This is a genomic window from Pseudomonas mohnii, from assembly GCF_900105115.1.
Classification (GTDB): domain Bacteria; phylum Pseudomonadota; class Gammaproteobacteria; order Pseudomonadales; family Pseudomonadaceae; genus Aquipseudomonas; species Aquipseudomonas mohnii.
Map to the genome: position 1 here is coordinate 1,762,031 of NZ_FNRV01000001.1, position 12,899 is coordinate 1,774,929.

General features: G+C 60.1%; 16 protein-coding genes. 1 reads left to right on the plus strand and 15 read right to left on the minus strand.

The features are described from left to right. The first annotated feature begins 93 nt into the window (after nucleotides 1-93). Nucleotides 94-654, plus strand: coding sequence for a cytochrome b (locus tag BLV61_RS08305; protein ID WP_090464127.1), 561 nt, complete (start codon nucleotides 94-96; stop codon nucleotides 652-654). Between the two features lie 3 nt (nucleotides 655-657). Here BLV61_RS08305 and flhB read toward each other — a convergent pair whose 3' ends face one another. From flhB to fliH, 15 genes are all read right to left on the minus strand, one after another. Further along, complete coding sequence (flhB, locus tag BLV61_RS08310; protein ID WP_047531973.1) at nucleotides 658-1,797, minus strand: flagellar biosynthesis protein FlhB; 1,140 nt, start codon at nucleotides 1,795-1,797, stop codon at nucleotides 658-660. Between the two features lie 3 nt (nucleotides 1,798-1,800). Beyond that, the gene (gene fliR / locus BLV61_RS08315) at nucleotides 1,801-2,583 is read right to left on the minus strand and encodes a flagellar biosynthetic protein FliR (protein WP_090464130.1); all 783 of its coding nucleotides are present in this window, start codon (nucleotides 2,581-2,583) and stop codon (nucleotides 1,801-1,803) included. Nucleotides 2,584-2,586: 3 nt separating this feature from the next. Beyond that, nucleotides 2,587-2,856, minus strand: a complete 270-nt coding sequence (gene fliQ, locus BLV61_RS08320; RefSeq protein ID WP_047531977.1) for a flagellar biosynthesis protein FliQ — start codon at nucleotides 2,854-2,856, stop codon at nucleotides 2,587-2,589. Further along, complete coding sequence (gene fliP / locus BLV61_RS08325; RefSeq protein WP_090324267.1) at nucleotides 2,853-3,611, minus strand: flagellar type III secretion system pore protein FliP; 759 nt, start codon at nucleotides 3,609-3,611, stop codon at nucleotides 2,853-2,855. Before fliP ends, fliQ begins: the two co-directional genes overlap by 4 nt. Next, a complete protein-coding gene (fliO, locus tag BLV61_RS08330) occupies nucleotides 3,611-4,057 on the minus strand; it encodes a flagellar biosynthetic protein FliO (protein ID WP_047531980.1) in 447 nt (148 codons plus the stop codon). The genes fliP and fliO overlap by 1 nt, the downstream gene beginning before the upstream one ends. Continuing rightward, complete coding sequence (gene fliN / locus BLV61_RS08335; protein WP_047531982.1) at nucleotides 4,058-4,516, minus strand: flagellar motor switch protein FliN; 459 nt, start codon at nucleotides 4,514-4,516, stop codon at nucleotides 4,058-4,060. A 69-nt stretch (nucleotides 4,517-4,585) separates the two neighbouring features. Next, the gene (gene fliM, locus BLV61_RS08340; RefSeq protein WP_047531984.1) at nucleotides 4,586-5,554 is read right to left on the minus strand and encodes a flagellar motor switch protein FliM; all 969 of its coding nucleotides are present in this window, start codon (nucleotides 5,552-5,554) and stop codon (nucleotides 4,586-4,588) included. Between the two features lie 9 nt (nucleotides 5,555-5,563). Next, nucleotides 5,564-6,064: a flagellar basal body-associated protein FliL gene (gene fliL / locus BLV61_RS08345; RefSeq protein WP_047531985.1), complete on the minus strand. Its 501-nt coding sequence runs from the start codon at nucleotides 6,062-6,064 to the stop codon at nucleotides 5,564-5,566. A gap of 235 nt (nucleotides 6,065-6,299) precedes the next feature. After that, nucleotides 6,300-7,673, minus strand: coding sequence for a flagellar hook-length control protein FliK (locus BLV61_RS08350; protein ID WP_090464133.1), 1,374 nt, complete (start codon nucleotides 7,671-7,673; stop codon nucleotides 6,300-6,302). Between the two features lie 89 nt (nucleotides 7,674-7,762). Next, nucleotides 7,763-8,128 (minus strand): Hpt domain-containing protein, encoded by a 366-nt coding sequence (locus tag BLV61_RS08355; RefSeq protein WP_047531992.1) that lies wholly within the window; start codon nucleotides 8,126-8,128, stop codon nucleotides 7,763-7,765. 30 nt (nucleotides 8,129-8,158) lie between these two features. Further along, nucleotides 8,159-9,865 carry an ATP-binding SpoIIE family protein phosphatase gene (locus tag BLV61_RS08360; protein ID WP_090469815.1) on the minus strand — a complete coding sequence of 569 codons (1,707 nt, stop codon included), beginning with the start codon at nucleotides 9,863-9,865 and terminating at the stop codon, nucleotides 8,159-8,161. Nucleotides 9,866-9,870: 5 nt separating this feature from the next. Further along, the gene (locus BLV61_RS08365; RefSeq protein WP_047531993.1) at nucleotides 9,871-10,179 is read right to left on the minus strand and encodes an STAS domain-containing protein; all 309 of its coding nucleotides are present in this window, start codon (nucleotides 10,177-10,179) and stop codon (nucleotides 9,871-9,873) included. Nucleotides 10,180-10,295: 116 nt separating this feature from the next. Next, nucleotides 10,296-10,745, minus strand: a complete 450-nt coding sequence (fliJ, locus tag BLV61_RS08370; RefSeq protein ID WP_090464136.1) for a flagellar export protein FliJ — start codon at nucleotides 10,743-10,745, stop codon at nucleotides 10,296-10,298. Nucleotides 10,746-10,751: 6 nt separating this feature from the next. Beyond that, complete coding sequence (fliI, locus tag BLV61_RS08375) at nucleotides 10,752-12,110, minus strand: flagellar protein export ATPase FliI (RefSeq protein ID WP_047531997.1); 1,359 nt, start codon at nucleotides 12,108-12,110, stop codon at nucleotides 10,752-10,754. After that, nucleotides 12,100-12,897, minus strand: coding sequence for a flagellar assembly protein FliH (gene fliH / locus BLV61_RS08380; protein WP_090464139.1), 798 nt, complete (start codon nucleotides 12,895-12,897; stop codon nucleotides 12,100-12,102). Before fliH ends, fliI begins: the two co-directional genes overlap by 11 nt. Between the last annotated feature and the right edge of the window lie 2 nt (nucleotides 12,898-12,899).

Genomic DNA, 12,899 nt, shown 5'->3' on the forward strand with positions numbered 1-12,899 from the left:
GGCGCGACGGCTAACCCCCGGTTAATACCGCCCCTGCAAACTGCGGCCCGGCAACGAATATCGATAAGGCCTTGAAACAGGAAGGAAACGGCAATGCAGGACATTAAGAAAACTGAATACACCAGCACCGCCAAGTGGTTGCACTGGGGCATGGCGATGGTCTGGATGATCAGCTGGGCGATGGGCATTTTGGCCACGCACTGGCGTGATGAATTGAATCCTCAACACGGGCTCACCTTTTTGCACAAGGCGCTGGCCAGTACATTGCTCTTTGCCATTGTCATACGCATTGCGTGGCGACTGATGCACCAACCGCCTGCCTTGCCGCAAAGCATGTCTGCACTGATGAAACGCGGCGCAATGATTGGACATGCGTTGCTCTACGCAATAGCCCTGATTGCCTTGCCCCTTTCAGGCTGGTACTGGAGCTCGGTTGCAGACAAACCCATCCTGGTGGCGGGCCTGTTTACTCTGCCTTCACTGGTGAATCCCGATCCCGATCTCTACGACCTGGCCAAATACACTCACACCTGGACCTCGTGGTTCTGTGGCGCACTGGTCGGCGGGCATATCTTGATTGCGTTGAAGCACCAATTTATCGACAAGGACAACATCCTCGCTGCAATGCTGCCAAAAACCAAAACGCAACGTTGAAAATCAGGCATCGCGCCGCAAATCCGGCGGAATCGGCAGATCATCCTTGAGCGGCTCCGGCCGCTTGCCTTTGCCTGCGCGGTACTGCCGGATCTGATAAACGTAAGCCAGCACCTGCGCCACCGCCAGATAGAGCCCACCCGGAATTTCCTGCTCAAGCTCGGTGGAGTAATAAATCGACCGCGCCAACGCCGGCGACTCCAGCAACAGAATCTCGTTGGCCGCCGCGATTTCCCGAATCTTCAGGGCCAGGAAGTCGCTGCCCTTGGCGATCAGCATCGGCGCCCCGCCCTTGTCCGGATCGTATTTGAGCGCCACGGCGTAGTGGGTCGGGTTGGTGATGACCACGTCCGCCTGGGGAATTGCCGCCATCATCCGCCGCTGAGACATATCGCGCTGCAGCTGGCGAATCCGCTGTTTGACCTCTGGGCGCCCTTCCTGATCCTTGTGTTCGTCGCGGATTTCCTGCTTGGTCATCAGCAGTTTCTTGTGGCTTTCCCAAAGCTGTACCGGGACATCCACGGCGGCGATGATGATCAGCCCGCAAGCCATCCACAAGGTGCTCCAGCCCACCACTTGCAGACTGTGGATGATCGCCATTTCCAGCGGTTCATGGGCGATGCGCAACAAGTCGTCGATGTCGGAGGTCAACACCGCCAGGGCCACGAACAGGACGATGATGAACTTGGCCAGGGCCTTGAGCAATTCCACCAGCGCCTTGCCGGAAAACATGCGCTTGAGGCCCGGACCGGGGTTCATGCGACTGAATTTGGGCGCCATGGAACCCGCGGCGAACAACCAGCCACCGAGTGAAATCGGTCCGATAATCGCCGCCAGCACCATCGCAATCATGAAGGGTTGAATCGACCAGAGCGCGATTTTCCCTGAATGCATGAGGTAGGTGGCCATGGATCGCTGATCCAGAATCACCTCCCGCGGCAGCGAAAAATTCAGGCGCATCAGCTCCATCATGTCTTGCGCCATGACCCCGCCGAAAATCAGCAGCGCACTGGCACCGACGAGCATGATGGCCAGGGTGTTCAGCTCCTTGGAGCGGGCAATTTCGCCCTTCTCCCGGGCATCCTTTTTCTTTTTCTCCGTGGGGTCTTCTGTTTTGTCCTGACCGCTTTCGCTCTCTGCCATGACTCAGCGCGCCTGTACCAGTTCGCGTAAAAACTGCAAGGCCTCGGAGGCCATCGGTTGATACTGATTGAGAATGTCCGCCAGCCCGACCCAGACGGTAAACAGCCCGAGCACCAGCGTCAGTGGAAAACCTATGGAGAAAATGTTCAATTGCGGCGCCGCCCGGGTCATCACGCCAAAGGCGATGTTGATCACCAGCAACGCCGTGATCGCCGGCAACACCAGCAGCAGCGCCGCACCCAGCACCCAGCCGAGCTTGCCGGCCAGCTCCCAGTAATGATTGACCGTCAAGCCACTACCGACCGGCAGCGTAGTGAAGCTTTCAGTGAGCACCTCGAACACCACCAGATGGCCGTTCATCGAGAGGAACAACAGCGTCACCAGCATGGTGAAGAATTGCCCGATCACCGCCACCGACACACCGTTGGTGGGGTCGACCATGGACGCGAAGCCCATGCCCATCTGAATGGCGACGATTTGCCCCGCCACGACGAAGGCCTGGAAGAACAACTGCAACGAGAAGCCCATTACCGCACCGATGAGGATCTGCTCGGCAATCAGCAACAACCCACTCAGGTCCAGGGCATGCACCGGCGGCATGGGGGGCAGGCCCGGCGCGATGACCACGGTGATCGCCACGGCGAAATACAGGCGTACCCGCCGGGGCACCAGGGTCGTGCCGAAAACCGGCATGACCATCAGCAGCGACCCCACGCGAAACAGCGGCAACATGAATGCTGCCACCCAGGTACTGATCTGGGTGTCGGTCAATGCGAGCAGCGACATGGTTTAACCAATGACCTGCGGAATGCTGCCGTACAACTGCTGGATGTACTCCATGAAGGTTTGCACCAACCACGGACCAACAACGATCAGCGTCACCAGCATCACCAACAGACGCGGCAAAAAGCTCAGGGTCTGTTCGTTGATCTGGGTGGCGGCCTGGAACATCGCCACCAACAGACCCACCAGCAAACTGGGGATGACCAGCACGGCCACCATCATGGTGGTCAACCACAGTGCTTCGCGGAAGATATCGACGGCGACTTCAGGCGTCATGGCGACACACCGCCAAAACTGCTGGCCAGGGTGCCGATGATCAACGCCCAGCCATCCACCAGTACAAACAGCATGATTTTGAACGGCAGGGAGATGATCAGAGGCGACAGCATCATCATACCCATGGCCATCAGCACACTGGCCACGACCAGGTCGATGATCAGGAACGGAATGAAGATCATGAAGCCGATCTGAAACGCGGTTTTGAGCTCCGACGTCACGAATGCCGGCACCAGGATGGTCAGTGGCGCCTGATCAGGCGTGGCAATGTCGGTGCGCTTGGACAGGCGCATGAACAGCTCCAGATCGCTGGTGCGGGTCTGGGCGAGCATGAAGTCCTTGATCGGCACCTGGGCCTTGGCCACGGCATCCTGGGCGGTGAGTTTCTCTGCCAGGTACGGCTGCAAGGCATCCTGGTTAACGCGATCGAACACCGGCGCCATGATGAACAGGGTCAGGAACAGCGCCATGCCCGTGAGAATCTGGTTCGACGGCGTCTGCTGCAGGCCCAGGGCCTGACGCAGGATCGAAAAGACGATGATGATCCGGGTGAAACTGGTCATCAGCATGACGAACGCCGGGATGAAACTCAGCGCGGTCATGATCAGCAGGATCTGCAGGCTGACCGAGTACTCCTGCGCGCCCTGGGCATTGGTGCCCAGGGTAATCGCCGGGATTGATAGCGGATCGGCGGCGAACGCCAGCGGCGCGGCCAGCATCAGCGCCAGCGTCAAGACGATGCGTAACGCACCCATTACTTCTTATCCTTCTGATCCTTGCCCAACAGCTCCATCAGGCGCTGGGCAAACTCGGGGGTCGTCGACTCGGTATCGGGCACCTGCACCGGCTCCTTGAGCACATGCAACGCCGTGATGGTGCCAGGGCTCAGACCCAGAAGAATCTGCTCGTTGCCGACTTGCACCAGCATCAAACGGTCACGCGGGCCCAGGGCACGGGAACCGATCAGTTCGATCACCTGCCCCTTGCCGGCCGGCCCGGCCTGCTGAACCCGGCGCAACAGCCAGGCGAGAAAAAAAATCAGCCCCAGCACCAGCAGCAAGCCGAATACCAGTTGCGTCAATTGCCCGCCCACACCGCTGCCGACCGCGGGTACGGCAGCGGCGTTCGCAACCGTCGCCACCGGTTCGGCCGCCAGCACGCTGAGCGGCAACGCCAGCACAAACCCCAGAAGCCTTTTCACTCAGCGCAGCTTCTTGATGCGTTCGCTTGGGCTGATCACGTCGGTCAGGCGGATGCCGAACTTCTCGTTGACCACCACCACTTCGCCGTGGGCAATCAGCGTGCCGTTGACCAACACATCCAGAGGCTCGCCGGCCAGGCGATCGAGTTCGATCACCGAACCCTGGTTGAGCTGCAGCAGGTTGCGGATGTTGATGTCGGTGCTGCCGACTTCCATGGAGATCGACACCGGAATGTCGAGAATCACGTCCAGGTTCGGACCCTCGAGACTGACCGGCTCGTTGTTTTTCGGCGAGCTGCCGAATTCTTCCATGGGCAAGCGATTGGATGACGAACTGGCCGCATCGGCGGCCAGCAAGGCATCGATGTCGTCCTGCCCTGCATCACCGGTTTCTTCCAGGGCCGCAGCCCATTCGTCCGCCAGCGCCTGGTCGTCCTGGGTATTCATGTCGTTTGCCATCTCGTGTTCCTCGGCAGGCAACCATTCGATTGGAAGCCGTCAGTTAAAAGCGAATGTTTAGGGCGCCTGTCAGCGGCGTTCGATCGGCTCGATCACCTGCAACGCGAGGTTGCCTTTGTGCGAGCCCATCTTGACCTTGAAGGCCGGCACACCGTTGGCGCGCATGATCATCTCTTCCGGCATTTCCACCGGGATCACATCCCCCGGCTGCATGTGCAGGATGTCGCGCAGGCGCAGCTGGCGACGGGCAACCGTGGCGCCGATTGGCACGTCGACATCCATGACGTCCTGGCGCAATGCATTGACCCAACGCTCGTCCTGATCGTCGAGGTCCGACTGGAAACCGGCGTCGAGCATTTCGCGCACCGGCTCGATCATCGAGTACGGCATGGTCACGTGCAGGTCACCGCCACCGCCATCGAGTTCGATGTGGAATGTCGAGACCACAATGGCTTCGCTCGGACCGACGATGTTGGCCATGGCCGGGTTCACTTCCGAGTTGATGTACTCGAAGTTCACTTCCATGATCGCCTGCCAGGCCTCCTTCAGATCGACGAAGGCCTGTTCCAGCACCATGCGCACGACACGCAGCTCGGTCGGGGTGAATTCACGACCTTCGATCTTCGCGTGACGGCCGTCACCACCAAAGAAGTTGTCCACCAGCTTGAACACCAGTTTGGCGTCGAGGATGAACAGCGCGGTACCGCGAAGCGGCTTGATCTTGACCAGGTTGAGACTGGTCGGCACGTATAGCGAGTGCACGTATTCGCCGAATTTCATCACCTGCACGCCACCGACCGCCACGTCTGCCGAGCGGCGCAGCATGTTGAACATGCTGATGCGTGTGTAGCGGGCGAAACGCTCGTTGATCATTTCCAGGGTCGGCATGCGTCCACGGACGATGCGATCCTGGCTGGTCAGGTCATAGCTTTTGACGCTGCCGGGTTCGGCAACGGTATCGGTCTGTACCAGACCATCGTCAACGCCATGCAACAGCGCGTCGATCTCATCCTGGGACAGCAGGTCTTGCACGGCCATGTCGTGTTCCTACTGCAGTACGAAATTAGTGAAAAGCAACTGTTCGATGACCACTTTGCCAAGTTCTTTCTGCGCCACTTCCTGGACGCTGGCCGTGGCCTTCTGGCGCAACATTTCCTGGCCGACCGGCGACGCGAGCGTGGCGAAGTCTTGCCCGGAGAACAGCATGACCAGGTTATTGCGGATCACTGGCATGTGAACCTTCAGTGCATCCAGATCAGCCTGGTTGCGGGCCAGCATGGTGATGCTCACCTGCATGTAGCGTTGACGGCCGTTCTGGTTGAAGTTGGCCACGAACGCCGGCGCCATGGATTCGAAAATCGCGGGCTGCTTGCCGACCGGAGCGGTCTCAGCCACGGCAACAGGCTTGCTCTGGTTACTGTGCATGAAGTACCAGGTCGCCCCCACGGACAAGCCGATCGCCAGTAGCACAGCCACCACGATCAAGATAACCAGCTTGAGTTTGCCTTTGGTTGCGGGGTCTTTTACTGCTGCGTCGCTCTTCGCCATGCCAATAATCCGTCACTATTCGGGTTTTCACAGTCGCACGGCAAGGCAAGAGCAAGTGTTATGCCAGAAGTATCGGAATGGAGATGGGTGGGGATGCATACGATCTGAAGCACGCCGCAACACCCTGTGGGAGCGGGCTTGCCCGCGATGGTGGTGTAACAATCAACGAACATGCTGAATGTAATAGCCCCATCGCGGGCAAGCCCGCTCCCACAGGGTTATGTATCTGGCGGAATCAGGCGTAGTAGTCGACAGCACTGGAGCCGATCACGCTGGTCGTTGTCGCAGCCACTTCAGCCACGCTCGAGGCGATATCGTCATCCACGGAGTCGAGGCGGCCACCACTGGTACTGGTTCGCCCACTCTGCCCTTGATGAGCCTGATCCTGTCCTTGCTGCGACCCACGGGACTGGTCGGACACGTTGACATCGACCTGCCCCATGCCCTGCTGCGCGAACATGTCACGTAACCGATGCATCTGCCCGTCGAGTGCCTCGCGAACAGCCGGATGAGCGCTCATGAACGTCACCTGGGTCTGTTGATCCGGCACCATGTTGACCCGAATGTCGAGGCGCCCCAGTTCTGCTGGCTGCAACTGAATGTCAGCCGCCTTCAGATTGGCACTCGACAGGTACATGACACGATTGACCACTTCGTCGGTCCAGCCACTCTGATGCATGGCGATCGGCTGGTTCACGGGCAATGCGTTGGCGGTTTTCGGCGTGGCTGCCTGAGTCAATGCCGCCAGACGGTTGGCGAAATCATCGACCCGAGTGTCGCTGCTGGCGGATTTGAGATCCTTCAAACCGTCATCGATCAGACCACTGAACGCCTTGTCCCCCCCTTGGCTGGTGCTGTCCTTGTCGGCTTGCACTTCGAGCATGCTCGCCATACCGGCGGCAAAACTCTGTGCCGAGGTCGGCTCTCCTTCAGCCTGCGCCTGTGCGGAGGTCGGTGCCGCTTTCGGCTGCGCCTGACTGGATGCGGAAACGTGGCCGCTCTGCTCCATCGCCATGCGAACAGCCGGTAACGCGTCAAGGGGATCGGCTTCGGGATCGAAATCGGGATTCGTGGTCGCGGCGGCCGCCGTCGTTGTCGTTGTCGCTGGCGCTGTCACCGCTGCGGCGACTGGCGCTTCAGCCGAGGGCTGTACAGTTTCAGCCACTGGCGGCGTTGTCGGCACAGGGGCGGTCACCACCGGCTGCACGGTCTCCATCATGGCCGGATCGAGCGCCGGGTCAACTGGCGCTGTATCGGCAGCCAGGGTCTGCGCGGCATCCGAAGCACTATCGCTGGCGACCTTGTCATCGCCCTGCGCCGGTTTATCGGCGGGCAAGGTTTTGCCGCTATCGGCAACCGTCGGTTCCGGGGCGGCAGATTTATCGCCGGCGATGTCTTTTTTTCCGGCGTTGTCGGGAGCTGTTTCGCGTGCCGGCTTGGCCGATCCGTCTGCCGCTGCAACGGGTTTGTTCTCGGCTTGCCTGGCGTAGACCTGCGCGAAGCTGGAGGCCTTGTCCCCGGGCTCAGCGGTTGGCGCCGTGGAATTGGCGGCAGCTTGAGTCTTGGCCTGCGCGGCGGCCTGAAGAAGTGAATTGGGGGTAACGGGCATGAAACGGTCTCCGCTGCACTGGGCTCGTAGGTACAGTTGGGGGAGATTACTGCAAGGGTCGCGCCAGTTTTGTTCAAACGGTGCCGTGACTAGCGCCGAATGATCAAACTGGCGGAGAGCGAACGCCGTCGCTCCTCCTCATAGAGCGGTCGAACGAACGCGAATTCGCGATCGATTTCCGCGACAAGCGCCTCAGCGCCTGAAAGATTTTGCCCTTGAGCCTTCAGCTCCAGCTCATGACACAGGTCAGCCAGGCGAATCGCGCCCATGTTGCTGCTACTGCCCTTGAAGCTGTGGGCCATCTCAAGGATCTGCGTAGCGTCGGCGGCCTGTTTCAGCAGCTGCAAGCGCTGTTCGGAATCAGCGAGAAAGGTATCCACCAGGATCGGATACTCGCCCTCCATGACCTCTTGCAACGCGCTCAGCACGTCCGGGTCGAGATGTGTGTCTGCCACTTGCTCACTCCTTGATCAAGAATGCGCGGATTATGCCAGAGCCTCCCAGTAAAACTCCACGCGAGCACTACGACCATCGTCGGACCAGCTGGCATTACGCCCCAACTGGCGGATCAGACTGACACCGCGTCCCGACAGACGGACAGGATCCAGAGGGCGTTCCAGCACCCGCTCGACATCGAATCCCTTGCCGCTGTCTTCGACGCAAATCGCCAGGCAACCGCCCTCGCCCTCTGGCGTGACCTGCAAATGCACCCGGACAAAACCGTCCTGCAACTCATCCAGGCGCACATTGCGCTGTTGGTAGTAGCGGGTAAAACCCGAAGCATCGCGCTTGAGGCCTGAATCCAGGCCAAGCACACCATGCTCCAGCGCATTGGAATACAACTCGGCCAGCACACTGTAGAGCGCCCCGCTTTGTGCCCGCAGACCGTGAACCTCCTGCAGCAATTGCAGCAAATAGGGCAACGGATTGAAGCGTTTGAGGGTAGCGGCACGAAACTCGAAACTCACCGACCAGTCCAGCGGGCAGGATTGACCGCTGTCGGAGTAGACCACCGCGGGCGGATTCAGCCGCGCGGGCTCCAACAGGCTGATTTCGACCATGCTCACGTCGTCGCGCGCTTCGCCGCCAAAGTCCCGCAGCGCCCGCTCGATCTCTTCGAACAGTGCATCCGGCTGACGATTGAGCGCAAACACCTCTTGCAGTCGCTGCACACCAAACAGCTGTTCGTTGGCATCGCAAGTGTCGATCACACCGTCGGAGAGCAGGAATACCCGATCCCCGAGCGCCATGGGAAACACTTCAGTGCGATCATCAAAGGCTTGCGAATTCAGCACGCCGAGGGGCAAATGGCGTGCGGTCAGGGGCGTTCGTTCGCCAGTGGCCATGCTGTGCAGGTAGCCGTCCGGCATGCCGCCATTCCAGACCTCCACCGAACGTCGCTGAACACTCAGGCACAGCAGCGTTGCGCAGCAGAACATGTCCACCGGCAGGATACGTTTGAGCTTGGCATTCATCTCGCGCAAGGTTTCCGCCAGGCCATAGCCCTTGGCGGTCATGCCGTAAAAGACCTCAGCCAGGGGCATCGCACCGACGGCTGCCGGCAAACCATGGCCGGTGAAATCACCGAGCAGCACATGCATGTCACCCGCCGGGGTAAACGCGGCCAATAACAGATCGCCGTTGAACAGCGCGTAGGGCGATTGCAGGTAACGGATATTAGGGGCGTTGAGGCAGCCCGAATGGGCCACCTTGTCGAACACGGCCTTCGCCACCCGCTGCTCGTTGAGCAAATACTCGTGGTGCCGGGCGATCTGATCGCGCTGCTGCAGCACGGTGGCCTGCAATCGTCGCAATCGATCCATCGCCTTGATCTTGGCCGAGAGAATCACCTGGTTGTAAGGCTTTGCCAGAAAGTCGTCGCCGCCCACCTCCAGGCAACGGGCCAGGGCTTCGCTTTCGGACAATGACGTGAGAAAGATGATCGGCACCAGGGTTTCCCCGGCCAACGCCTTGATCTGCCGGGCGGCTTCGAAGCCATCCATCACCGGCATCATCGCGTCCATCAACACCAGTTGCGGACATTGCAGGCGAAAGACTTCGACCGCTTCGGCACCGTTGGCCGCGGTCAGCACCTGATGCCCCTGGCGACGAACGATGCTCGACAACAGCATGCGATCTGCCGCGCTGTCTTCGGCAATCAGAATCGTCAGCGATTCGAGTGCAGGCTTCACGGCGATCAACTGATGTCGAACAGTTTGTCGAAATTGGAAATCGCGAGGATTTTCTTCACATCGGAACTGCTGTTGACGACGCGAATATCGGAGTTTTCGCCACCGGCATGATCCCTAAGCAGCAACAACATCCCCAACGCCGAACTATCGAGATAAGTCGCCTCTTTCAGGTCGACTACAACGGAACTCGGCATGGCGCGATCGGGAAGCTCATAGGAATTACGAAATTCCAGGTGTTTGGCGAAATCGAATCGTCCCTTGACCGATATCGTCAGCTTTTGTCCATCCGCAGAGATTTCTGTAACAACTGACATGTCATGGCTTCCTTGTCATTGGGGAACCTGCTTGTACAAGGTTTAGCATTTGGTAAAGGTTGGGGCAAGGCCGGAAAAGGATGCCGTCCATCAGATCGCCATCGCGGCTCACCTTTTCAATACGCATCCTGTCGCGGCAAGCGCTGGGACAACTCATCCAGCAGTTTTTGCTCGCGCTTGTCTTCGAGCGCCCGCGCTTCATCCGCGTAGCGTTGCACCAGTTTGCGCAAACCTTCGACCCGGGCAAATGCCTGCTGCCAGGTTTCCCGTGCCTTGTTCAGGTTGTTCTGGTGCCAGGCCAGGCTTTGTCGTTGCTGATCGATGGCCGTGCCCAGTTGCGCCAGAAAGCCTTGATAGCCCAGCAGCCATTGGCCCGACACGCCGCCACTGCCGCGCACGATCCATTGTTCTTGATAATCGAGACGAAAGGCTTCGAGATCGGCGAGTTTGCTTTCCGCCAGACGCACCTGCCCCTGAAAGTGCCCCAGACGCTGGGCTGCGGTTTTCTCGGACTTTTCGGCCATGCCCACCACGGGGGCCAGGCGCCCTGCCCGGGTCTGGGCCATGACCGGTTAACCGCCCGCCGCAGGCGCGAAGATCGAGGCTAGATAGGCCTCGCTTTCGCCCAGGCTGACGTTGTCGTTGAGGCCCTGGCGCAGGTATGTGACCAACTGCGGCTGCAGGGAAATCGCCAGATCGGTCTCGCGATCACCACCGGCAACATAGGCACCGACGCTGATCAAATCGCGACTCTGTTGATAGCGCGACCACAACTGTTTGAAATACTGCGCACGGACCATGTGCTCCGGCGACACCACCGCCGGCATGACCCGACTGATGGACGCCTCGATGTCGATCGCCGGGTAATGCCCCTCTTCGGCCAGGCGCCGGGACAGCACAATGTGGCCATCGAGCACGCCGCGCGCCGAGTCGGCAATCGGGTCCTGCTGATCGTCGCCTTCGGACAGTACGGTGTAGAACGCGGTGATCGAACCGCCGCCCTTCTCGGCGTTACCGGCCCGTTCCACCAGTTTCGGCAACTTGGCGAACACCGAGGGCGGATAACCCTTGGTCGCCGGCGGTTCGCCGATGGCCAGGGCAATTTCCCGCTGGGCCTGGGCGAAACGGGTCAGCGAATCCATCAGCAACAGGACGTTCTTGCCCTTGTCACGGAAATATTCAGCGATTCGCGTGCAATACATGGCTGCGCGCAGACGCATCAGTGGCGCATCGTCCGCTGGCGACGCCACCACCACCGAACGCTTGAGCCCCTCCTCACCGAGGATGTGCTCGATGAACTCCTTGACTTCACGACCCCGCTCACCGATCAGCCCGACGACGATAATGTCGGCCTCGGTGAAGCGGGTCATCATGCCCAGCAAAACGGATTTACCGACGCCGGTACCGGCGAACAGCCCGAGCCGCTGACCGCGACCGACCGTCAACATACCGTTGATGCATCGAATGCCGACATCCAGCGGCTCGCTGATCGGTTCGCGCTTGAGCGGGTTGATGGTCGGGCCGTCCATCGGCACCCAGTCCTCGGCTTTCATCCCGCCCTTGCCGTCCAGCGCACGCCCGGCACCATCGAGTACCCGCCCGAGCATGCTCATGCCCATCGGCAGGCGACCGGCATCCGCCAGGGGAACGACTCGGGCGCCGGGCGCAATGCCGGCGACGCTGCCGACCGGCATCAGAAAGACTTTGCTGCCGGAGAAGCCCATGACTTCGGCTTCGACCTGCACCGGGTGGTAGCTGTCGTCGTTGATGACCATGCAACGGCTGCCCATGGCCGCGCGCAAGCCTTCGGCCTCAAGGGTCAAACCGACCATGCGCAGCAAGCGCCCTTCGAGGATCGGCGCGCCGGCCAGTTCCGTGGCCTCGGCATAACTGCCCAGGCGCTTGGCGAAACTGGTGCGTTCAAGGCGCATCGGGAACGTCCGGCGCTGGCGCAATGGCCGGTTTGGCTTCGACCGGCAGTTCCAGGCTCAGATCGGGGGCGGCAGGGTGTAGGGCCTGTTCGTGCAGTTGATCGAACAGCTTGTCCATCACCCGCGTAACGCGGGTTTCGATCGTGGCATCGATACGGCTGTGTTCCGTCTCGACCCGGCAACCGCCCGGCAGCAACGCTTCGTCTTCAACGATGCGCCAGGTTTCCTCATGACGCTCGCGCAGGGCTTTGACCTGCTCGAAATCCTGCGGATTGATGTACAACCGCACATTGCCGACGCCCAGCGGCAGGAGTTTGAGGGCCTCGCGCATGACGTGTTCAATCTGCGTCGAATCGATGGCCAGTTCGCGCTGAATCACTTGTTTGGTGATGTGCTGGACGAGGTCGACCAAAGACTTTTCGATCTGTGTGTCCTGCTCGGCAATAGGCTCGAACAGATGCGCCATCAGTTGTTCCAGACCGGCAATCTTCGCCGCCAGCGCCACTTCGGCTTCCTGACGAACCCGGAGCGTGGTGCTGTGGAATCCCTCTCGCTCACCGGTGGCGAAGCCTTCGTTGTAGGCTTCCTGGCGAATGCTTTCGAGCTCTTCGAGGGTCAGTGGCTGGACTTCTTCCAGCGGCACTTCTTCCATTTCCGGCGGTTCGGGTTCCGGCTCAGGCTCAGGCTCGGGTGCAGGCGGATCGAAGCTGGGCAGCGCCCAGGTATCAAAACCACCGACATCCCTGGCCCGGATCAGGTCAGTGGGCGACTCATCATGCTTGGCCATGG